We start from the raw sequence: 20821 nt of genomic DNA, 5'->3' as shown, positions 1-20821 counted from the left end.
ATCGTCCCCCCATCAGTCCCTGGAGCATGCGCATGGCCACCCACCTGACCGGGCGTTCCTTCGTCAAGGAGCTCGACTTCACGGCCGAGGAGTTCATCGGTCTGGTCGACCTTGCCGCCGAGCTCAAGGCGGCGAAGAAGGCCGGTACGGAGGTCAAGCGGCTGACGGGGAAGAACATCGCGCTGATCTTCGAGAAGACCTCGACGCGTACCCGCTGCGCGTTCGAGGTCGCGGCCGCCGATCAGGGGGCGTCCACCACCTTTCTCGACCCGTCGGGCTCACAGATAGGGCACAAGGAGTCGGTGAAGGACACGGCCCGGGTGCTCGGCCGGATGTTCGACGGGATCGAGTTCCGTGGTGACAGCCAGGCCGGGGTCGAGGAGCTCGCCGCGTACGCCGGAGTGCCGGTCTGGAACGGGCTGACCGACGACTGGCACCCCACCCAGATGCTCGCCGATGTGCTCACCATGACCGAGCACAGCGCCAAGCCGCTCACAGATATCTCGTTCGCCTACCTCGGCGACGCCCGCTTCAACATGGGCAACTCGTATCTGGTGACCGGTGCGCTGCTCGGCATGGACGTACGGATCGTTGCGCCCCGCGCCTACTGGCCGGCCGACGAGATCGTGGCGCAGGCCCGCGAGCTGGCCGGGAAGAGCGGTGCGCGGATCACCTTCACCGAGGGCGTCGAGGAGGGTGTGCGCGGCGCGGACTTCGTCGTCACCGACGTCTGGGTCTCGATGGGGGAGCCCAAGGAGGTCTGGGCCGAGCGGATCGCCGCCCTGACCCCGTACGCCGTGACGATGGACGTGCTGCGCGCGAGCGGCAATCCGGACGTGAAGTTCCTGCACTGCCTGCCCGCGTTCCACGACCTCGGCACCAAGGTCGGGCGGGAGATCCACGAGCAGTTCGGGCTCGACTCGCTCGAAGTGACCGACGAGGTCTTCGAGTCGGCGCACTCGGTGGTCTTCGACGAGGCCGAGAACCGGCTGCACACCGTCAAGGCCGTCATGGTGGCGACGCTGAGCTGAGAGGGCCTGTCCTTGGACAGCTCCGGGGTCAGAGCGCCGGCCGCGCCGGAAGCGTGAACCACACCGCCTTGCCGGAATCGGTGAGGCGGTGTCCGCATGCCTGGCTCAGGGTGCGGATCAGCAGCAGCCCGCGGCCGTGTTCCTGCCACGGGTCCGGGTGCTCGTCGGGCTTCGGGCGGGTCAGATCGCCCGGCGGCGCGGGCGAGGGGTCGTGCACCTCGACCTGGCAGCCGGTCGGCAGCAGTTCCACCACCAGCTCGATGGGGGCGTCGCCGGAAGTGTGCTCGACGGCGTTCGCGACCAGCTCCGCGGTGAGCAGCTCCGCCGTGTCGCAGTCCGCGGCCTGGCCGGCGTCGATGTCCTGCAGCGCCGTACGGACCAGGGCGCGGGCCACGGGCACGGCCGCGACGGTATGCGGCAGCGCGATGCGCCAGGAGGCGGGGAGTTCGTGCAAGGCGGGTCCGTTCAGAGGCAGGCTGTCCTGCTTTCAACCATAGGAAGAGTAACCCCGATGCCAGTAGAGCCACCGGGCCGGGGGGAAGTGGGACGTACGCCACATAAATCGGGACCTTTGGGGTGAGTCCGAGGGAATCGACGAGCGTCTTATCGCGCACTCGTGACGGCAGTCATATTCGAGTGATAGCTTCGAAGGGCCGCACACGCCGCCCGCAGGAGGCCTCGGTATGAGCCCGTTCACCGGTTCCGCGTCCCGCACCTCCGAGTGGCGCCACCTGAGGGTGAGCGTCGACGAGAGCTCCGTGGCCACGGTGACGCTCGCCCGGCCGGAGAAGCTCAATGCGCTCACCTTCGGCGCCTACGCCGATCTGCGCGACCTGCTCGCCGAGCTGGCCCGCGAGAAAACCGTCCGCGCGCTGGTCCTGGCCGGTGAGGGCCGGGGCTTCTGCTCCGGCGGCGATGTCGACGAGATCATCGGTGCCACGCTCGGGATGGACACCTCACAGCTGCTCGACTTCAACCGGATGACCGGCCAGGTCGTGCGCGCGATCCGCGAGTGCCCCTTCCCGGTGATCGCCGCGCTGCACGGCGTGGCCGCGGGCGCCGGCGCCGTACTCGCGCTCGCCGCGGACTTCCGGGTGGCGGACCCGTCGGCACGGTTCGCGTTCCTGTTCACCAAGGTCGGACTCTCCGGCGGCGACATGGGCGCGGCGTATCTGCTGCCCCGGATCGTCGGGCTCGGGCACGCCACCCGGCTGCTGATGCTCGGCGACACGGTGCGGGCGCCCGAGGCCGAACGGATCGGGCTGATCAGCGAGCTGACCGACGAGGGCCGCTCCGACGAGAGCGCGCAGGCCCTGGCCCACCGGCTCGCGGACGGCCCCGCCCTCGCGTACGCGCAGACGAAGGCCCTGCTCACGGCCGAGCTCGACATGCCGCTAGCCGCCGCCGTGGAGATGGACGCGGCGACCCAGGCGCTCCTGATGAACGGCGAGGACTACGCGGAGTTCCACGCCGCCTTCACCGCGAAGCGCCCGCCGAAGTGGCAGGGGAAGTGACCGCAGTGAGCGCGCGGACCGGGGCCCTGCGCGTCGCCGTCATCGGCGGCGGGCCCGGCGGTCTCTACGCCGCCGCGCTGCTCAAGCGTCTCGACCCGGCCCGCGAGATCACCGTCTGGGAGCGCAACGCACCCGACGACACCTTCGGCTTCGGTGTGGTCCTCTCCGACGAGACCCTCGGCGGGATCGAGCACGCCGACCCGGTGGTCTACGCGGCGATGCAGCGGGAGTTCGTGCGCTGGGACGACATCGACATCGTGCACCGCGGCCACCGCTCCACCTCGGGCGGCCACGGCTTCGCCGCGCTCGGGCGCAAGCGGCTCCTGCAGATCCTGCACGAGCGCTGCCGGGACCTCGGCGTCGAGCTCCGCTTCCGTACCCAGGCGCCCCCGGCGGCCGAACTCACCGCCTCGTACGACCTGGTGATCGCCGCCGACGGAGTGAACAGCCTGACCCGCGACGCCCACGCCGACGTCTTCGGCCCGCGGATCGAGGAGCACCGCTGCCGCTATATCTGGCTGGCCGCGGACTTCGCCTTCGACGCGTTCCGGTTCGAGATCGCCGAGACCGAACACGGCGTGATGCAGCTGCACGGCTATCCGTACAACGCCGGTGAATCCACCGTGATCGTCGAGATGCGCGAAGAGGTCTGGCAGGCGGCCGGCTTCGACGGACTCGGCGAGCGCGAGTCGGTGGAGCGCTGCGCCAAGCTCTTCGCGGACGCACTCGACGGCCGCCCGCTGCGGTCCAACAACTCCAGCTGGATCCGCTTCCGCACCGTCGTCAACGACCGCTGGTCCCACGGCACCACGGTGCTCCTCGGCGACGCCGCCCACACCGCGCACTTCTCCATCGGCTCCGGTACCAAACTCGCCGTCGAGGACGCCCTCGCCCTGGCCGCCTGCATCGAGGAACAGCCCACGATCGAGCGGGCCCTGAAGGCGTACGAGGAGGAGCGGCGGCCCGTCGTGACCTCCACACAGCGGGCGGCCCGCGCGAGCCTCGAGTGGTTCGAAGAGCTCGGACGCTATGTGGACCAGCCGCCGCGGCAGTTCGCGTTCAACCTGCTCACCCGCAGCCGCCGGGTGACCCATGACAATCTGCGGCTCAGGGACCCGGAGTTCACCGCGGACGTGGAGCGCGAGTTCGGCTGCCCGCCCGGGACCCCGCCCATGTTCACGCCGTTGCGGATCGGCGGCCTGGAGCTGCGCAACCGTGTGGTCGTCTCGCCGATGGACATGTACTCGGCCGTCGACGGTGTCCCCGGCGACTTCCATCTGGTCCACCTCGGCGCCCGCGCGCTCGGCGGTGCCGGCCTGGTGATGACCGAGATGGTGTGTGTCAGCCCCGAGGGCCGGATCACGCCCGGCTGCGCGGGCCTGTGGAACCCGCAGCAGGCCGACGCCTGGGGCCGTATCGCCGCCTTCGTCCATCAGCAGGCACCCGGCACCGCGATCGGTCTGCAGCTCGGCCACTCCGGCCGCAAGGGCTCCACCAAGCTGATGTGGGAGGGCATCGACGACCCCCTCGACGAGGGCAACTGGCCGCTGAGCGCGCCCTCCCCGCTCCCGTACAAAAAAGGCAGCCAGACCCCGCAGGAGCTGACCCGGGACGGGCTGACCGAGATCCGTGAGCAGTTCGCGGCCGCCGCCTGGCGGGCCGCGCGCTGCGACTTCGATCTGCTCGAACTGCACTGCGCGCACGGCTACTTGCTGTCGAGCTTCCTGTCCCCGCTGACCAATCTGCGCACCGACGGGTACGGAGGTCCGCTCGCCAACCGGCTGCGCTATCCGCTCGAGGTCTTCGACGCGGTACGGGCCATCTGGCCGGATGAGCGTCCGCTGACGGTACGGATCTCCGCGACCGACTGGGCCGAGGGCGGCACCGGCGGGGACGACGCCGTGCAGATCGCCCGTGCCTTCGCGGCGCACGGCGCGGACGCGGTCGATGTGTCGACCGGGCAGGTGGTGGCCGAGGAGAAGCCCGCGTACGGACGCTCCTACCAGACCCCGTACGCCGACCGGATCCGGCAGGAGACCGGGATCCCGGTGATCGCGGTGGGGGCGATCTCCTCGTGGGACGACGTCAACTCGCTGATCCTGGCGGGCCGTACCGATCTGTGCGCCCTCGCACGGCCGCATCTGTACGACCCGCACTGGACGCTGCACGCGGCGGCCGAGCAGGGCTACTCGGGGCCCGGAATCGCCTGGCCGCTCCCGTACCGGGCGGGCAGCCGCCGCCCCCAGACCGGCCGCACGGACGCACCGAAGCCGCGTCTGACCCTGGGGTAGACGCGGCTTAGGGAAGGGCGTGCGGTGCGCTCAGCAGCAGGCCTTGGCGCAGCAGCCCGCCGGGGCCGCGGCGCGGGTGTTCATCTCGCATGTACGGCAGGCGGAGGCCGGGGCGTTGCAGTTGCGGCAGAGGTTCATCTCGCAACCGCGGCAGGCGGAGGCGGGCGCGGTGCAGTCACGGCAGACGGCGGCGGGAGCGGTGCGGTCACGGCGCACGGCGGCGGCCGGCTCCGCGCAGCCCTGGCGTGCGCCTGCCGCGCAGCCCTGGCACCCGCCCGCCGCGCAGCTCTCCTCCTGGAGCAGCGGCAGCCGGCTGCCCGGGCGCAGGGTGGTCACCGGGCCGCGGTGCATCACACGTCGCGCGCCCCTGCGGGTCCTCACCGTCTGCATACGCTGCTCAGCCATCGCCCCATACCTCCATGCTCATCGCGCCGAAATGCGCCCGTTCGGCGTCGGCTCGGTGAGCGTAGAGCAGAAACATTTTGGAAAGGCAGCCGTTTCCTTATACGGAATTTCCTAAGGGAAGGATTGCCTGAATTCCGTGAACCGTTCTCCGGCGTCCCGCAGTCGCCGGTGCAACTGCCCGAAAACCTCCGCCGATCTGCTGCCGGGCCACGCGGGCGGCAGCAGTTCCGCAGGCAGGACCGGGTCGGCGTACGGGAGGTGGCGCCAGGAGTCGAGGGTGAGGAGATAGTCGCGGTACGCCTCTTCGGCGGGCGTGTCCGTGCGGGATTCCCAAGCGGCGAGCACGGGTTCATGGCGGTGCAGGAATTCCGAGTGGAGTTTGGCGAGCGCGGCCAGATCCCACCAGCGGGCCACCGATTCCGCGGTCGCCGAAAATCCCAGATGCTCACCGCGGAACAGATCGACGTACCGGTCGAGTTGGAGCCGCTCCAGCGTGTGCCGGGTCTCCTCGTACAGGCGGGCAGGTGCGATCCACACCCCCGGCGCCGCCGTGCCGAAGCCGAGCCGCGCCAGCTGGGAGCGGAGCACATGGCGCTTGCTGCGCTCGGCCTCCGGCACGGAGAACACCGCGAGCACCCAGCCGTCCCGCACGGAGGGCGGGCCCTCGGCGTAGATCCGCCGGTCCCCGTCGTCGAGCAGCCGCCGCGCCTCGCCGGACAGCGCGTACCCCGCGGCGCCCTGTCCGGTGCGCTCGGGTACGAGCAGCCCGCGCCGCTTCAGACGCGACACCGAGGAGCGCACCGCCGGTGCGTCCACCCCGACCGCGGCCATCAGCCGGATCAACTCGGCGACCGGGACGGGTCCTTGGAGCCTGCGCCCGTAGGCGCCGTAGAAAGTGACGATCAAGGATCGCGGGGTCTGCTGCTCTGCCACGTGATCACTCTAGAACGCGCAGCTTGAAGCGCTGCAGCTTCCCCGTCGGCGTACGCGGCAGGGCCTCGGGGAACTCGATCAGGCGCGGGCACTTGTACGGCACCAGCTCGGTCTTCACGAACTCCCGCAGCGCCGCGGCGGTCTCTGGTGTGCGCGGGGCACCCTCCCGCAGCACCACATACGCGGCGACGATCTGCCCGCGCAGCTCGTCCGGCTGTCCGACCACCGCCGCTTCCAGCACGTCGGGGTGCCTGAGCAGCGCGTCCTCGACCTCGGGACCCGCGATGTTGTACCCGGCCGAGATGATCATGTCGTCCGCGCGGGCCACGTAACGGAAGTAGCCGTCCGGCTCGCGGACATAGGTGTCGCCGGTGATGTTCCAGCCGTCGCGCACGTACTCCGACTGCCGCGGATCCGACAGATAGCGGCAGCCGACAGGTCCGCGCACCGCGAGCAGCCCGGGCTCCCCGTCGGCGACCTGCTTGCCCTCACCGTCGACCACGCGCGCGGTCCAGCCGGGGACGGGGAGGCCGGTGGCGCCGGGGCGGATGGCGTCGTCGGCGGCGGAGATGAAGATATGGAGCAGCTCGGTGGCCCCGATCCCGTTGATGATCTTCAGCCCGGTCCGCTCGTACCAGGACTGCCAGGTCGCGGCCGGCAGATTCTCCCCGGCGGACACACAGCGCCGCAGTGTCCGTACGTCCGCGCCCTTGTCGATCTCGTCGAGCAGCGCGCGATACGCGGTCGGCGCGGTGAACACCACGGAGACCCCGTGCTCGGCGATGGCCGGCAACAGCTGCTTGGGACCGGCCTGTTCGAGCAGCAGCGCACTCGCGCCGGCCCGCATCGGGAAGATGACGAGACCGCCCAGACCGAAGGTGAAGCCCAGCGGGGGACTGCCCGCGAACACGTCGTCCGGCTCGGGCTTCAGGACATGGCGCGAGAAGGTGTCGGCGATCGCGAGGACATCCCGGTGGAAGTGGATACAACCCTTGGGCCGCCCGGTCGTACCGCTGGTGAAGGCGATCAGCGCGACATCGTCGGCGGCCGTCTCGACCGGCGTGAACCACTCGGGCTGGTGCTCGGCCAGCTGCAGAAGATCATCGGGGGTGTCACCGCCGAAGGGCGTGACCCGCAGCCCGGGCACGTCCTTCAGATCCTCGAGGAAGCGCGCGTCGCACAGCGCGTGGCCGACCTGGGCGATCTCGCACATCGTCGCCAGCTCCTGCGCGCGATGCTGGGCGAGGACCGTCACGGCCACCGCGCCGGCCTTCATCACGGCCAGCCAGCACGCCGCGAGCCACGGACCGGTGGGCCCGCGAAGGAGCACCCGGTTTCCGGGCACGACACCCAGCTCCGCGGTGAGCACCTGCGCGATCCGGTCGACATGACCCTGCAGCTGTCCGTACGTCCACACCTCGCCGGAGCCGGTGCGGAACACGGGCCGCGAGGCGCCGAAGCGCTCGACGGTCATATCGAGCAGCTCCACCCCGCAGTTGAGGCGGTCGGGATAGCGCAGCTCGGGCAGGTCGAAGGTGAGTTCCGGCCACTGATCCGCGGGCGGCAGGTGGTCCCGCGCGAAGGTGTCGGCGTGGGCGGACGTGCTGAGCGGTGTCGGCTCCATATTGGCTGCCCCTTCACTGTGGTGGGGTCGCGCAACGAGCGTATCGTGATGATGACGACAGTCAACACTGCGCGATACGTCCGTCGGAGGGAGCACCACCGTGCCGGAATTCGCCCTGGATCCCAAGGAGCTTCAGTGGTGTGCCGAGCTGCGGGAGCTGGCCGCCACCCGGTTGCGCCCGCTCGTCGAGGCGGGTGAACCGGGTGAGGTGAACCGCCCGTTGGTGGCCGCCCTCGGTGAACTCGGCCTGCTCTCCCGCCTGTTCACCTCCGGCTCCCTCGAGCTGTGCCTGATGCGGGAGTCGCTCGCGTACGGCTGCACGGAGGCGGAGACGGCCCTCGCCCTCCAGGGTCTCGGCGCCCATCCCGTCCATGCCCACGGCACCGACGCCCAGCGTGCCCGCTGGCTCCCCGAGGTCTCGGCGGGCCGCGCGGTCGCCGCCTTCGCGCTCAGCGAGCCGGGGGCGGGGTCGGATGCGGGGGCGCTCTCGCTCGAGGCCCGTGCCGAGGGCGACGGCTGGCTGCTCACCGGATCGAAATGCTGGATCTCCAACGCGCCCGGCGCCGACTTCTACACCGTCTTCGCCCGTACGACCCCGGGGGCGGGTGCGCGCGGAGTGACGGCGTTCCTGGTGCCGGCCGACCGGCCCGGGCTGACCGGCTCGCCCCTCGACATGCTCTCGCCGCACCCCATCGGCTCGCTGGCCTTCGACGGTGTGCGGGTGGGCCGGGAGGACGTTCTCGGCTCCGTCGACCAAGGCTTCCGGGTGGCCATGACCACCCTCAACCTCTTCCGCCCGAGCGTGGGCGCGTTCGCGCTCGGGATGGCGCAGGCAGCGCTGGATGCGACGGTGGCGCACACGGCTCAACGCCAGGCGTTCGGTGGGGTGTTGAAGGACCTCCAGGCGGTCTCACACCAGGTGGCCGAGCTGGCCACGCGCACGGAGGCCGCGCGGCTGCTCGTCTACGCCGCGGCGGCCGCGTACGACCGGGGAGAGCCGGACGTGCCGCGGCGCGCCGCGATGGCGAAGCTGCTCGCGACGGAGACGGCGCAGCAGGTCGTGGACGCGGCCGTCCAACTGCACGGCGCCCGCGCCCTGCAGCGCGGCCATCTGCTCGAACACCTCTACCGCGAGGTGCGCGCGCCGCGCATCTATGAGGGTGCGAGCGAGGTCCAGCGCGAGATCATCGCCAAGGAGCTGTACAAGTCCCTCGCCTCGTCCGCCTCGTCCGCCCCGTCCGTCGCATCCTCCGAGGAGTCCGGTCCCGCATGAGCCTGGAACGCATCAACCCCGCTTCCCTGTCGCCGGCGACAGGCTTCTCGCACGCGGTCACCGTGAGCGGGTCGCGTCTGGTGTTCCTGGCGGGCCAGACCGCCTTGGACGTCGACGGCAAGGTCGTCGGCGCGACGCTGGTGGAACAGTTCGAGCAGGCCCTCACCAACCTCCTGACGGCCCTCGCGGCCGCGGGCGGAACCCCGAAGGACCTCGCCCGCGTCACGGTGTACGCCACGGATGTGGCCGACTATCGGGAGCGTGCGCCCGAACTCGGCCGTATCTGGCGGAGGTTGGCGGGCCGCGATTACCCGGCGATGGCGGTGATCGGTGCGGTCCGGCTCTGGGACGAGGAGTGCCTCGTCGAGCTGGACGGGGTGGCGGCGGTGGGCTAGTCGGTCTCCGTGCGGGCCAGTCTCGGAGCTACTTCACCACGTATCTCGTGGAACGGCTCGAGTTGGTTGGCGCGCTCGTTGACCTCGGGGTCGACGTAGACCTGCCACTGGTCACTGGAGACGATCTGTTCCATCTCCGCGAGGGAGTGAGGAGGCTCGGCGGAGCCCATGCCGGTCGACTGGCTGATGATGAGCAGGCCGTCGGGTCGCAGGCGCCAGGCGGCATGTTGGGCCCTCGAACCGGGCGCGCTTTCGAGCAACATGAGTACGGAGCCGTCATCGAGGTTGCGGACCCCGCAGGACTTGGTTTCCGTCCGGACTGCGTAGACGTAGGTGCGCTTGTCCATGCCCGCCTTGCAGGAGAAGAGGGTCTCCATGTCTGTCGTGCGGTGGAATTCGGAATGCACTCTGATTCCCACCCCGGGCCCGGCCGTCCGTGGTTCCACTTGCCTGAGCACGATGCCGTCGAAGGGCCCGGTTCCGGCCTTTCCCTCATCTGCGTTGGTTGCGATCTGGGCCGAATACCCAGCGTTCTCGGAGTTCTGAGGCAGCAGTTGGTCCAGCGTCATGGCCAGCGCCCGAGCGGTCAACGGCTCCTTGCCAGGAGGTACTTCCGGAGAGTCGGGCAACCGGGAGAAGTCAGGGAACACCACCTCGCCCGGCCCCCCGTCCGTCATCCCCGGCAACGTCCGCATCCCGTCCCCGGACACCGGTGGTGACCCGAGCAGCGACGTCCCGGCCACCACTCCCGCCAAGACGCACGCCGCAGCGCTGTACGCGACCCGTCGCCGGGCCTTCAGCCGCCGGCCCCGCCGAGTCGCCCCCTCCACCAGCTCATGCGTGGCGGGGCGCACCCCGCCCACCGCCTCGCCCATCACCCGCGTCAGTTCCTGCTCGTCCAGCCGAACCATCTCTCGTACCCCCTCGTCAGATCGTGGTGAGCGACTCGCGGTCGCCGTCCAGCAGGTCGCGCAGTTTCGCCAGCGCCGACATCGAGCGATTGCGTACGGTCCCGGCGCGCAGCCCCAGCTCCGCCGCCGTCTGCTCCACGCTGCGGTCCTCCCAGTACCGAAGGACGAGCACCGCCCGGTCCCTGGGCGGCAGTTGGGCCAGTGCCTGCAGCAGCGCCACCCGCAGCGCCGGGTCCCCGTCGCCGTACGCGCCCTCGGGCAGCTCGGACGCCGGCCGTTCGCCGCTCGACTTGAGGCGCCGCTGCGTCAGATGCGTCCGCACCAGTACGGAACGCACATAGGCGTCCCGGTTGTCGGCCCGCCGCACTTTGCTCCAGGAGGCGTACGCCTTGCCGAGCGCGGTCTGCACCAGATCCTCGGCCGCGTGCCAGTCGCCGCCGGTCAGGAGCAGCGCGGTGCGGAAGAGCCGGGCGCCGCGCGTCGCCGCGAACTCCCGGAACTCCTCGTGCCGTTCCTCATGTCTGCCCACCCGCTGCCTCCCCCTCGGCGCCGCTGTCGCTTCATGCTCACCCTTGAGACGCGCCGGGCGACGGATCCTGTCACTGCCCTGGGCGAGGCGTGCGACAGGGGGCCTGGGTACCCGGAAGGAACACGGTCTCGACAGGGAAGGGAGCTGACTGCCATGCGCGGCCTGAAGCGTCGCTTCGACCGGAGCCCGATCGCGCAGATCGCCGTCTCGTTCGTCCTGGTGGCGGGTGTCTTCCGGTGGGCGGATCCGGATGAGCCGGTGGCCTTGTGGCTACTGCGCGGCGCACTGATCACCGGGGGAGTCGCCGCGGTGTTCCTGCTGCGCCGCCGCTCGGTCCTGTCCGCGCTGCGGGTCGACAGCGAGGAACTTCGGCTGGCCGAACGGCAGTTGTGGAAGGGCCGCATCCCCGAGGACCCGCATGAGCGGGACGTGATGCGCGGTCTCGTCGCCCGCCGGCGCCAGGAGATGGGCACGCGTCCCTGGGCGCTCTACGGGTTTCTGGGCATCCTCGCCCTGATCCCGGTGGCGTACGCCTCGGCCGGCCGGTGGCCCGCGGCCCTGATCGCGCTGCTGTGCGGCACCGCCTTCACCGCCTGGCTCTTCTGGATGCGCCACCACACGCTGAGGCGCCTCGACCACATGGAGAAGGCCCTCGGCCGGTCTCCCGACGCGAGGGCCTTCACACACTCAGGCAACCGAAGCGACTAGATGTCCCTGAAGGTCTCGATCTGAGCGCCCACCGAGTTGAGGCGCTCGGCGAGGTCCTCGTAACCCCGGTTGATCACGTACACGTTGCGCAGCACCGACGTGCCGTCCGCCGCCATCATCGCGAGCAGCACGACGACCGCCGGACGCAGCGCGGGCGGGCACATCATCTCGGCCGCGCGCCAGCGGGTCGGGCCCTCGACCAGGACGCGGTGCGGGTCCAGCAGCTGGAGCCGGCCGCCGAGGCGGTTGAGGTCCGTGAGGTAGATCGCGCGGTTGTCGTAGACCCAGTCGTGGATCAGGGTCTTGCCCTGGGCCGCCGCCGCGATCGCCGCGAAGAACGGGACGTTGTCGATGTTCAGACCCGGGAACGGCATCGGGTGGATCTTGTCGATCGGCGCCTCGAGCTTCGAGGGCCGCACGGTCAGGTCCACCAGGCGCGTACGGCCGTTGTCCGCCGCGTACTCCGCCGAGCGGTCGTGGTCGAGACCCATCTCCTCGAGGACCGCGAGCTCGATCTCCATGAACTCGATCGGCACACGGCGGATGGTGAGCTCGGACTCGGTCACGACGGCCGCGGCCACCAGGCTCATCGCCTCGACCGGGTCCTCGGAGGGCGAGTAGTCCACGTCGACGTCGATGTTCGCGACGCCGTGCACGGTGAGCGTGGTGGTGCCGATGCCCTCGACCTTGACGCCGAGCGCCTCCAGGAAGAAGCACAGGTCCTGGACCATGTAGTTGGACGAGGCGTTGCGGATCACGGTCACGCCGTCGTGGCGGGCGGCCGCGAGCAGCGCGTTCTCGGTCACGGTGTCGCCGCGCTCGGTCAGCACGATCGGCCGGTCCGGCTTGATCGAGTGGTCGACCGTCGCGTGGTAGATGCCGTCGGTCGCCGCGATGTCCAGACCGAAGCGGCGCAGCGCGATCATGTGCGGCTCGATCGTGCGCGTACCGAGGTCGCAACCGCCCGCGTACGGCAGCTTGAAGCGGTCCATGCGGTGCAGCAGCGGGCCGAGGAACATGATGATCGAGCGGGTGCGGATGGCCGCCGCCGAGTCGATCGCGTCCATGTCGATCGTGGCCGGCGGGACGATCTCGAGGTCCTTGCCGTCGTTGATCCAACGGGCGCGGACTCCGATGGAGTTCAGGACCTCGAGGAGGCGGTAGACCTCCTCGATCCGTGCGACCCTGCGCAGCACGGTGCGGCCCTTGTTGAGCAGCGAGGCGCAAAGGAGCGCCACGCATGCGTTCTTGCTCGTCTTGACGTCGATCGAGCCGGACAGCCGGCGCCCGCCGACGACCCTGAGGTGCATCGGCCCCGAGTAGCCCAGCGACACGATCTCGCTGTCGAGGGCTTCACCGATTCGGGCGATCATCTCAAGGCTGATGTTCTGGTTGCCGCGTTCGATGCGGTTGACGGCGCTCTGGCTGGTACCGAGTGCCTCGGCGAGCTGCGACTGTGTCCAGCCCCGGTGTTGCCGGGCGTCACGGATGAGCTTGCCGATGCGTACGAGGTAGTCGTCTGCCATGGCGCGACCGTATACCGGATGTGAGATAGAGGGGAAACGGAGCACGTCCGTCCGGGTGGCCGGGCGTCGTCACCTGCCCATCCAGTGGCGCCGGTTGCGACGGGTTCGTCCGGAATGCTCGGTTCGCCGCCAGCCGAAAGGTCCCGGCAGATCCATCGAGGTGGTGCGCCGGCCCGTACTGCTGTGAGTTCGGCGCGGTCCGTGCCGGCCGCCGGTCGTGATCGACCAGGAGCGGCGGTTGATGTTCAGTGTGACGCCCGGAAGGATCCGGAAACTCTTGCGGAACGTGAGAGGCATACCTGTCTCCTGACGGTGGGGTACCGCGCTTGCGAGTACCCGCGCCGAAGGACCTCAGACGCGCACACCGCGGTTCGCGCCGCCGCCGCGAGCGGTGTGCTCAAAGGCTGTGCGCCACCGGATGCAGCGGCTGGTACAGCGGAAGTTCGGCCCCGCTCGGCATCCGCACCCCGGTCAGCCGCCCCCACCCCTGGTCGCTGACGGGCCGGCTGAAGTCGAGTCCGTGCCGGGCGAGCTCTTCTCGTACGGCGTCGAGGTCTTCGCACATCAGATAGAACTCGTGCTTCGGCTCGTCGTCCGTCGGATGGACCGCGACCTCCGCCGGCGGCAACTTGAAGATCAGCCAGCCGTGGCCCGCGTCCACATGCGCGAAGCCGAGGACGTCCTTGATGAAGGCCCGGTCGGCGTCGGCGTCCGGGCTGTAGAGGATCACATGCGCGCCACTGAACATAGGGGAATCGTCCGGTCGGCCGGACGAGGGTGCAACCGAGGGGCGGTCACGGCGCCCTGTTACGGTCGCCGCCGTGACCGATCAAGCCCTCCGTCTGCTGCGCCGGGACCCCCGACTGGCCGCCCTCGCCGCCTTCCCCTTCACCTTCGACCTGGAACGGGCCGCGCACGGCCATGTCGAGGAGGTGCGGCTCGCCTCGGGCGGCGCGCTCGAGGTGCTGGCCGGGGACGACACCGGCGGCACGTTCTTCCGGTGCGCCGACGGGTCCGTCCTGTACGCGTCCTCGGAGGGCGAGGCCGGGATCATCGGGTCCACCGTCGACGAGGCGCTGGACATCCTGACCGGCCTGCCCGGCTGGGGGAGTTGTCTCGCACTGTCGCCCCAGGACGGGGAGGAGGCCCTGCGCGCCGCCGTCACGGAGACGGAGGACGAGCTCCGCGAGTGCTACGGCATCGACGAAGAGCGCACCGAACTCCGCGCAGCCCTGGGCTTCCCCGACCGTTCCCCGGCGGAACTCATCGGCCTGCTGTACGCCGCACTGCTGCGTACCGAGCCGGACTTCGTGCTGCTCAACGCGGAAGAGGGCCGCGCGTACGACCTCCTCGACCGTCACCCGCGTCCGCCGCTGTGGGAGCCGGTACTCGCCGCCGGCCGCGCCGGCCTCGCCGCACTGCGCGGCGGCGACGACCAGGCGTGGCAGGCCATGGCGCAGGATCCCGTACAGCGCCGACTCGCCCTGCGGGCCGCCCAGTTCGACCGTGCGGACGAGGACCTCCCCGTACTGCGCAAGCTGATTCGCCACGAGGCCGAGTCGTCGATGACGGACGAGCTCAGGCTCGCTGCCGTACTCATCGGGTTGCAGGGGCAGGCAGAGGACCTGGCGCTGCTCGACGAGATACGCGAGACGGACTTCGACACGGCGTGCGGGCTGAGTGAGATACGGGACCTGGGGGCTGACGGGGCCGACGGGTCCGACGGGTCCGACGGGTCCGACGGGTCCGCGCTGCGGGAGTGGGCGCGGGAGATGGACGAGGCGATGTTCGGGACCGACCCGTCCGACGAACCCCTCGAGACATGGACCGACCTGGCGGCCGACCAGGGCCTCACCGAGTTCGCACGAGTCCCTCTCATCCGCCGCCTCGACGAGATCGAGCTCAACCAGAGCCTGCTGCGGGACCCCCGCAACCCCGGCAAGCTGAACCCTGCTCCGCTCGGCTCCCTGGCGCGCGACTTCGACCGCCTCGGCGATCTGCCCCAGGCCCTGCGCGCCCAGCGCCTGTACGTCGCGCTGCAGGAGACCGCGTGGGACCGCGTCTCCGCTCTCCGGGACCTCGCCGGACTCGAACGCAGAGCAGGACACCTCGAACCGGCCGCACGCACCCTGCTCGCCCTGCGCACCACTGTGGACGCACCCGGCGACGACAGCCTCGCGTGGTGGCAGCGGGTGAATCTGGGCCGGTTCATCGTGCGCGAGCACGACGACCTGGCGCAGGCCCTGGCGGACGGCGGGTACACGGCGCAGGCCGACGAGGTGCGCGGTGCGGCCGAGAGCCTGCGGGCACAGCTCATCCGGACCGGTCCGACCCGTTGACCTCCGCGGAGGCTTCGGATGTTCTGGCGCGATGGCGACCCACCAGGCTTCCGAGACGCACCCCGCCCCCGACGCACCGCGCACCGACCCCCTCGTCCAGCTGACCCTCGACCAGCTCCGCCGCCGCACCAGCGTGAAATGGCGGACGTACCCCGAGGACGTCCTGCCGCTGTGGGTGGCCGAGATGGATGTGCCTCTCGCCCCGGCGGTCGCGGACGCGCTGCGCGCCACGATCGACCTCGGCGACACCGGTTACGCCCACGGCGACGGATACGCACGGGCCCTGGCCGGCTTCGCCGCCGAGCGGTGGCAGTGGCACGGTCTCGCCGTCGAGCGCACGGCGATCGTGCCCGATGTGATGCTGGGCATCGTGGAGGTGCTCCGGCTGATCACCCGGCCCGGGGACGCGGTTGTGGTGTGCTCGCCGGTGTATCCGCCCTTCTACGCGTTCGTCGGCCACGACGCCCGCGAGATCGTCGAGGCGCCCCTCGGCCCCGACGGCCGGATCGATCCCGCCGCCCTGGAGGACGCGTTCATACGGGCCCGCAGCGGCGGCCGGGCCGCCGCCTTCCTCATGAGCAACCCGCACAACCCGACCGGCGCCGTACACACCCGTACCGAACTGGAGACGGTCGCCGAGCTGGCCCGCCGGCACGGTGTCCGCGTGGTCTCGGACGAGATCCACGCACCGCTGGTCCTGCCCGGCGCCGTCTTCACGCCGTATCTGAGCGTGCCGGGCTCCGAGAACGCCTTCGCGCTCATGTCGGCGTCCAAGGCGTGGAACCTCTCCGGACTCAAAGCGGCCCTCGCCATCGCGGGCCCCGAAGCCGCCGACGACCTGCGCCGCCTGCCCGAGGAGGTGAGCCACGGGCCCAGCCACCTCGGCGTCATCGCCCACACCGCCGCGTACGAGAAGGGCGCCGGCTGGCTCGACGAGCTCATCGCCGGACTCGACGCCAACCGGACTCTGCTGGGAAACTTGGTGGCGGAACACCTGCCAGGCGTTCGCCACCTCAGGCCCGAGGGCACCTACCTCGCCTGGCTCGACTGCACCGCGCTGGGGCTCCACGACGAGCACCCGCTCGACGGCCCCGGCATCGTCTCCGAACTGGCCGGACCCGCCAGGATGTTCCTCGACCGCGCACGGGTCGCCCTCAGCTCGGGCCATGTCTTCGGCACCGGCGGCGCCGGCTGCGTACGCCTCAACTTCGCCACCTCACCGGCGGTGCTCCGCGAGGCCCTGACCAGGATGGGGAACGCACTTGCGGGCACCCGTACGTGACCAGCGCAACAGGCCGGGGCATGACCAGGCTCCGGTGATGTACTAGAGTTATCTCGACATCGAGATATCTGCCGAGGCGCACCGCGGCCGCACGCCGGTGTCGGTCCGGCGGGTAAGGCGACCCTAACTAAGCCTTACCTTAGCGGATCGCCCAGGGGGCGTGACGGCAGGATGCGGTGGAACGCGCACATATATGAAGGAGACTGTCGTGTCGGCGAACAGCTTCGACGCCCGCAGCACGCTGAGCGTGGGTGACGAGTCCTACGAGATCTTCCGGCTGGACAAGGTCGAGGGCGCCGCACGCCTTCCCTACAGCCTCAAGGTTCTCCTGGAGAACCTGCTCCGTACCGAGGACGGCGCGAACATCACCGCCGACCACATCCGCGCCCTCGGCAACTGGGACTCTCAGGCTCAGCCGAGCCAGGAGATCCAGTTCACGCCCGCCCGCGTGATCATGCAGGACTTCACCGGTGTGCCCTGTGTCGTGGACCTCGCCACCATGCGTGAGGCCGTCAAGGAGCTCGGCGGCGACCCGGCGAAGGTCAACCCGCTCTCCCCGGCCGAGCTGGTCATCGACCACTCCGTCATCGCCGACAAGTTCGGCACCGCGGAGGCCTTCGGCCAGAACGTGGAGCTGGAGTACGGCCGCAACAAGGAGCGCTACCAGTTCCTGCGCTGGGGCCAGACCGCGTTCGACGACTTCAAGGTCGTCCCGCCGGGCACCGGCATCGTGCACCAGGTCAACATCGAGCACCTGGCCCGTACGGTCATGGTCCGCAACGGCCAGGCGTACCCCGACACCCTCGTCGGCACCGACTCGCACACCACGATGGTCAACGGCCTGGGCGTCCTGGGCTGGGGCGTCGGCGGTATCGAGGCCGAGGCCGCGATGCTGGGCCAGCCGGTCTCGATGCTCATCCCGCGCGTCGTCGGCTTCAAGCTGACGGGTGAGCTGAAGCCGGGCACCACCGCCACGGACCTCGTGCTCACGATCACCGAGATGCTGCGCAAGCACGGTGTCGTCGGCAAGTTCGTCGAGTTCTACGGTGAGGGCGTCGCCGCCACCTCGCTCGCGAACCGCGCCACCATCGGCAACATGTCGCCGGAGTTCGGCTCCACCGCCGCGATCTTCCCGATCGACGACGAGACCATCAAGTACCTGAAGCTGACGGGCCGCGACGCCCAGCAGCTGGCGCTCGTCGAGGCGTACGCCAAGGAGCAGGGCCTCTGGCTGGACCCGGCCGCCGAGCCGGACTTCTCCGAGAAGCTGGAGCTCGACCTCTCCACGGTCGTCCCCTCCATCGCCGGTCCGAAGCGCCCGCAGGACCGCATCGTCCTCGCGAACGCCGCCGAGCAGTTCGCCGTCGACGTACGCAACTACGTGGCCGACGACGAGGAGGCGGGCAAGGAGTCCTTCCCGGCCTCCGACGCCCCGGCGCACACCAACGGCATCCCGACGAACCCGGTCACCGTGACCGCCCCCGACGGATCGACGTATCAGATCGACCACGGCGCCGTCACCGTCGCCGCGATCACCTCCTGCACCAACACCTCGAACCCGTACGTGATGGTCGCCGCCGCGCTCGTCGCGAAGAAGGCCGTCGAGAAGGGCCTGACCCGCAAGCCGTGGGTCAAGACCACGCTCGCCCCGGGTTCCAAGGTCGTCACCGACTACTTCGACAAGGCGGGGCTCACCCCCTACCTCGACAAGGTCGGCTTCAACCTGGTCGGCTACGGCTGCACCACCTGCATCGGCAACTCGGGCCCGCTGCCCGAGGAGGTCTCGAAGGCCGTCAACGACCATGACCTGGCCGTGACTTCGGTGCTCTCCGGCAACCGCAACTTCGAGGGCCGGATCAACCCCGACGTCAAGATGAACTACCTGGCGTCCCCGCCGCTGGTCGTCGCGTACGCCCTCGCGGGTTCGATGAAGGTGGACATCACCACCGAGGCGCTCGGCATCGACCAGGACGGCAAGCCGGTCTACCTGGCCGACATCTGGCCCACCGAGGCCGAGGTCAACGACGTCGTGGCGAACGCCATCGGCGAGGACATGTTCAACAAGTCCTACCAGGACGTCTTCGCGGGCGACGCCCAGTGGCAGGCGCTGCCGATCCCGACCGGCAACACCTTCGAGTGGGACAGCGAGTCCACCTACGTCCGCAAGCCCCCTTACTTCGAGGGCATGACGATGGAGACCACCCCGGTCTCCGACATCTCGGGCGCCCGCGTGCTCGCCAAGCTGGGCGACTCGGTCACCACCGACCACATCTCCCCGGCCGGTGCGATCAAGGCCGACACCCCGGCCGGCAAGTACCTCACCGAGCACGGTGTGGAGCGTCGTGACTTCAACTCCTACGGCTCGCGCCGTGGTAACCACGAGGTCATGATCCGCGGCACGTTCGCCAACATCCGCCTGCGCAACCAGATCGCGCCGGGCACCGAGGGCGGCTTCACCCGCGACTTCACCCAGGCGGACGGCCCGGTGTCGTTCATCTACGACGCCTCGCGCAACTACATCGAGCAGGGCATCCCGCTCGTCGTGCTCGCGGGCAAGGAGTACGGCTCGGGCTCGTCCCGTGACTGGGCCGCCAAGGGCACCGCGCTGCTCGGCGTCAAGGCCGTCATCGCCGAGTCGTACGAGCGCATCCACCGCTCGAACCTCATCGGCATGGGCGTCCTGCCGCTGCAGTACCCGGAGGGCGCCTCGGCCGAGTCCCTCGGCCTGACCGGCGAGGAGACCTTCTCCTTCACCGGCGTCGAGGAGCTCAACAACGGCACCACGCCGCGCACGGTCAAGGTCACCACCGACACCGGTGTGGAGTTCGACGCGGTCGTCCGCATCGACACCCCCGGTGAGGCGGACTACTACCGCAACGGCGGCATCATGCAGTACGTGCTGCGCAGCCTGATCCGCAAGTAAGGGCTCCGGTACGGCACAAGGGCCGCACTCCTCGTCACGAGGAGTGCGGCCCTTGCGTTGTGCGAGGTCAGGCCTTGGGCCAGCCGCCATAGGGGACGGTCAGGATCTCCATCGCGTGCCCCGACGGGTCGAGGAAGTACACGCCCTTGCCCCCGTCGTTGGTGTTGTACTCGCCCGGATGCCGTCGGTGCGGGTCCGCCCAGTGCTCGATGCGGCGATCCGCGATCTTCTTGTACGCGGCGTCGAAGACGTCTTCCGATACGAGGAAGGCGTAGTGCTGCAGCGGGGTGTTGCCGTCCGGCGCGGTGGCGAAGTCGAGCGTCACCCCGTTGTCGAGCACGACGGGGATGAACGGCCCCCAGGGGGCGCCTACTTCGAGATCCAGCAGCTCCGCGAAGAACTCGGCGGACTCTCGTGCGTCCTTGGACGCGATGATGGTGTGGTTGAACTGAACTGACACGGGTGAATGCCTCCACAGGCAATCTCCGGCACCTCCATGCCTCACCCGGTCGGTGACCGGCACGCGATGCTGCCCAAGATCGTAGGCGGGCCCGCGGAGATCTGTCGAGGCGTTTTCCCCTTCACCCGGCGGCGTCGGGACCCTGCGCGCGCACCCTGCGCACCGTCTCCAGGGAGTCCTGGAGCTCGGTCAGCCAGTCGTCGGCATGGCGCTGCACCAGGCGTACGCACCACGCGAGCGCCTCACTGCGGCTGCGCGCCACACCGCCCGCGACCAGGGTGTCCAGCACCTGGCGCTCGGGCTGGCGAAGGCGGGTCATCACGGGGGCGGAGACATGCGTGAACAGGGCCTTCTCGTCCCCGCAGCGCACGCCCCAGGAGACCTTCTTGCGGAAGCGGTGCTCGGCTTCCTGGGCGACGCCGATGCGCTCGTCCCTGGTGCGCTCGCGGAACTCCTGGATACGGCCCTCGACCGCCGCGGCCCTCTCGGCGGCGGAGGCCTTCTCGTCCACGGCGGGCTCGGGGATCCGCCCGATGACAGTGATCTCCTCGCGGTCCACGGTGACTTCGGGCGGACCGTCGAAGAGCCCTTGGGGGATACGGCCGGCGAACCAGCCGCGCACTTTCTCCTGCTGTTCGGCTGTAAGCATGTAATCAAAGTTGCACCGGCCGCCGCGC

At 70.1% G+C, this 20821-nt stretch carries 20 protein-coding genes; 9 read left to right on the top strand and 11 right to left on the bottom strand.

Annotated elements, in window-relative coordinates; all coding sequences use genetic code 11:
• The first annotated feature begins 32 nt into the window (after positions 1 to 32).
• The gene (gene argF / locus ABT367_RS13335) at positions 33 to 1031 is read left to right on the top strand and encodes an ornithine carbamoyltransferase (RefSeq protein ID WP_352252694.1); all 999 of its coding nucleotides are present in this window, start codon (positions 33 to 35) and stop codon (positions 1029 to 1031) included.
• A 28-nt stretch (positions 1032 to 1059) separates the two neighbouring features.
• Here argF and ABT367_RS13330 read toward each other — a convergent pair whose 3' ends face one another.
• Positions 1060 to 1500 (bottom strand): ATP-binding protein, encoded by a 441-nt coding sequence (locus tag ABT367_RS13330; RefSeq protein WP_352252754.1) that lies wholly within the window; start codon positions 1498 to 1500, stop codon positions 1060 to 1062.
• Between the two features lie 214 nt (positions 1501 to 1714).
• On the opposite strand from ABT367_RS13330, the gene ABT367_RS13325 reads away from it, so the two are divergent.
• Positions 1715 to 2545, top strand: a complete 831-nt coding sequence (locus ABT367_RS13325) for an enoyl-CoA hydratase family protein (protein WP_352252692.1) — start codon at positions 1715 to 1717, stop codon at positions 2543 to 2545.
• Between the two features lie 26 nt (positions 2546 to 2571).
• Positions 2572 to 4836, top strand: coding sequence for a bifunctional salicylyl-CoA 5-hydroxylase/oxidoreductase (locus ABT367_RS13320; RefSeq protein WP_352252751.1), 2265 nt, complete (start codon positions 2572 to 2574; stop codon positions 4834 to 4836).
• A 30-nt stretch (positions 4837 to 4866) separates the two neighbouring features.
• On the opposite strand, the gene ABT367_RS13315 is transcribed toward ABT367_RS13320, so the two are convergent.
• From ABT367_RS13315 to ABT367_RS13305, 3 genes are all read right to left on the bottom strand, one after another.
• Complete coding sequence (locus ABT367_RS13315; RefSeq protein WP_352252690.1) at positions 4867 to 5241, bottom strand: hypothetical protein; 375 nt, start codon at positions 5239 to 5241, stop codon at positions 4867 to 4869.
• A 111-nt stretch (positions 5242 to 5352) separates the two neighbouring features.
• The gene (locus ABT367_RS13310; RefSeq protein WP_352252688.1) at positions 5353 to 6174 is read right to left on the bottom strand and encodes a PaaX family transcriptional regulator; all 822 of its coding nucleotides are present in this window, start codon (positions 6172 to 6174) and stop codon (positions 5353 to 5355) included.
• Between the two features lie 4 nt (positions 6175 to 6178).
• The gene (locus tag ABT367_RS13305) at positions 6179 to 7798 is read right to left on the bottom strand and encodes an AMP-binding protein (RefSeq protein WP_352252686.1); all 1620 of its coding nucleotides are present in this window, start codon (positions 7796 to 7798) and stop codon (positions 6179 to 6181) included.
• A gap of 100 nt (positions 7799 to 7898) precedes the next feature.
• Here ABT367_RS13305 and ABT367_RS13300 point away from each other — a divergent pair, with 100 nt between their 5' ends.
• Together ABT367_RS13300 and ABT367_RS13295 are read left to right on the top strand one after the other, a co-directional pair.
• A complete protein-coding gene (locus tag ABT367_RS13300) occupies positions 7899 to 9071 on the top strand; it encodes an acyl-CoA dehydrogenase family protein (protein ID WP_352252683.1) in 1173 nt (390 codons plus the stop codon).
• Positions 9068 to 9466 carry a RidA family protein gene (locus ABT367_RS13295; protein WP_352252681.1) on the top strand — a complete coding sequence of 133 codons (399 nt, stop codon included), beginning with the start codon at positions 9068 to 9070 and terminating at the stop codon, positions 9464 to 9466. The genes ABT367_RS13300 and ABT367_RS13295 overlap by 4 nt, the downstream gene beginning before the upstream one ends.
• Here ABT367_RS13295 and ABT367_RS13290 read toward each other — a convergent pair.
• Together ABT367_RS13290 and ABT367_RS13285 are read right to left on the bottom strand one after the other, a co-directional pair.
• The gene (locus tag ABT367_RS13290; RefSeq protein WP_352252675.1) at positions 9463 to 10377 is read right to left on the bottom strand and encodes a hypothetical protein; all 915 of its coding nucleotides are present in this window, start codon (positions 10375 to 10377) and stop codon (positions 9463 to 9465) included. The two genes, ABT367_RS13295 and ABT367_RS13290, sit on opposite strands and share 4 nt — an antisense overlap.
• Before the next feature lie 16 nt (positions 10378 to 10393).
• Complete coding sequence (locus ABT367_RS13285) at positions 10394 to 10906, bottom strand: SigE family RNA polymerase sigma factor (protein WP_352252673.1); 513 nt, start codon at positions 10904 to 10906, stop codon at positions 10394 to 10396.
• Between the two features lie 153 nt (positions 10907 to 11059).
• Here ABT367_RS13285 and ABT367_RS13280 point away from each other — a divergent pair, with 153 nt between their 5' ends.
• Positions 11060 to 11614, top strand: coding sequence for a hypothetical protein (locus ABT367_RS13280; protein WP_352252671.1), 555 nt, complete (start codon positions 11060 to 11062; stop codon positions 11612 to 11614).
• On the opposite strand, the gene ABT367_RS13275 is transcribed toward ABT367_RS13280, so the two are convergent.
• The 3 genes from ABT367_RS13275 to ABT367_RS13265 all read right to left on the bottom strand — a co-directional run bounded on the left by ABT367_RS13275 (position 11611) and on the right by ABT367_RS13265 (position 13888).
• The gene (locus ABT367_RS13275) at positions 11611 to 13140 is read right to left on the bottom strand and encodes a helix-turn-helix domain-containing protein (protein ID WP_352252669.1); all 1530 of its coding nucleotides are present in this window, start codon (positions 13138 to 13140) and stop codon (positions 11611 to 11613) included. The genes ABT367_RS13280 and ABT367_RS13275 overlap by 4 nt on opposite strands.
• Positions 13141 to 13209: 69 nt before the next feature.
• Entirely contained in the window at positions 13210 to 13437 is a 228-nt protein-coding gene (locus ABT367_RS13270; RefSeq protein ID WP_165333836.1) for a DUF4236 domain-containing protein, read from the bottom strand.
• A 100-nt stretch (positions 13438 to 13537) separates the two neighbouring features.
• On the bottom strand, positions 13538 to 13888 hold the full coding sequence (locus ABT367_RS13265) for a VOC family protein (RefSeq protein ID WP_352252667.1): 351 nt from the start codon (positions 13886 to 13888) through the stop codon (positions 13538 to 13540).
• Positions 13889 to 13961: 73 nt separating this feature from the next.
• On the opposite strand from ABT367_RS13265, the gene ABT367_RS13260 reads away from it, so the two are divergent.
• The 3 genes from ABT367_RS13260 to acnA all read left to right on the top strand — a co-directional run bounded on the left by ABT367_RS13260 (position 13962) and on the right by acnA (position 19684).
• Positions 13962 to 15479, top strand: coding sequence for a hypothetical protein (locus tag ABT367_RS13260; protein WP_352252666.1), 1518 nt, complete (start codon positions 13962 to 13964; stop codon positions 15477 to 15479).
• A 31-nt stretch (positions 15480 to 15510) separates the two neighbouring features.
• The gene (locus tag ABT367_RS13255; protein WP_352252664.1) at positions 15511 to 16761 is read left to right on the top strand and encodes a MalY/PatB family protein; all 1251 of its coding nucleotides are present in this window, start codon (positions 15511 to 15513) and stop codon (positions 16759 to 16761) included.
• Positions 16762 to 16969: 208 nt separating this feature from the next.
• Positions 16970 to 19684: an aconitate hydratase AcnA gene (acnA, locus tag ABT367_RS13250; protein ID WP_352252662.1), complete on the top strand. Its 2715-nt coding sequence runs from the start codon at positions 16970 to 16972 to the stop codon at positions 19682 to 19684.
• A 67-nt stretch (positions 19685 to 19751) separates the two neighbouring features.
• Here acnA and ABT367_RS13245 read toward each other — a convergent pair whose 3' ends face one another.
• Positions 19752 to 20144 carry a VOC family protein gene (locus ABT367_RS13245; protein ID WP_352252660.1) on the bottom strand — a complete coding sequence of 131 codons (393 nt, stop codon included), beginning with the start codon at positions 20142 to 20144 and terminating at the stop codon, positions 19752 to 19754.
• 121 nt (positions 20145 to 20265) lie between these two features.
• Positions 20266 to 20793, bottom strand: coding sequence for a hypothetical protein (locus tag ABT367_RS13240; protein ID WP_352252657.1), 528 nt, complete (start codon positions 20791 to 20793; stop codon positions 20266 to 20268).
• Positions 20794 to 20821 lie beyond the last annotated feature (28 nt).

This window comes from Streptomyces mesophilus (assembly GCF_040300965.1).
GTDB lineage: Bacteria > Actinomycetota > Actinomycetes > Streptomycetales > Streptomycetaceae > Streptomyces > Streptomyces mesophilus_A.
Note: the sequence above shows the minus strand (reverse complement) of the source record. Positions and strands in the feature narration are given on the sequence as shown.

Coding starts and splice junctions, on each gene's coding strand:
- argF (WP_352252694.1), top strand. CDS start 33: ATGGCCACCCACCTGACCGGGCGTTCCTTCGTCAAGGAGCTCGACTTC.
- ABT367_RS13325 (WP_352252692.1), top strand. CDS start 1,715: ATGAGCCCGTTCACCGGTTCCGCGTCCCGCACCTCCGAGTGGCGCCAC.
- ABT367_RS13315 (WP_352252690.1), bottom strand. CDS start 5,241: ATGGCTGAGCAGCGTATGCAGACGGTGAGGACCCGCAGGGGCGCGCGA.
- ABT367_RS13305 (WP_352252686.1), bottom strand. CDS start 7,798: ATGGAGCCGACACCGCTCAGCACGTCCGCCCACGCCGACACCTTCGCG.
- ABT367_RS13295 (WP_352252681.1), top strand. CDS start 9,068: ATGAGCCTGGAACGCATCAACCCCGCTTCCCTGTCGCCGGCGACAGGC.
- ABT367_RS13290 (WP_352252675.1), bottom strand. CDS start 10,377: ATGGTTCGGCTGGACGAGCAGGAACTGACGCGGGTGATGGGCGAGGCG.
- ABT367_RS13280 (WP_352252671.1), top strand. CDS start 11,060: ATGCGCGGCCTGAAGCGTCGCTTCGACCGGAGCCCGATCGCGCAGATC.
- ABT367_RS13275 (WP_352252669.1), bottom strand. CDS start 13,140: ATGGCAGACGACTACCTCGTACGCATCGGCAAGCTCATCCGTGACGCC.
- ABT367_RS13270 (WP_165333836.1), bottom strand. CDS start 13,437: ATGCCTCTCACGTTCCGCAAGAGTTTCCGGATCCTTCCGGGCGTCACA.
- ABT367_RS13265 (WP_352252667.1), bottom strand. CDS start 13,888: ATGTTCAGTGGCGCGCATGTGATCCTCTACAGCCCGGACGCCGACGCC.
- ABT367_RS13255 (WP_352252664.1), top strand. CDS start 15,511: ATGGCGACCCACCAGGCTTCCGAGACGCACCCCGCCCCCGACGCACCG.
- ABT367_RS13240 (WP_352252657.1), bottom strand. CDS start 20,793: ATGCTTACAGCCGAACAGCAGGAGAAAGTGCGCGGCTGGTTCGCCGGC.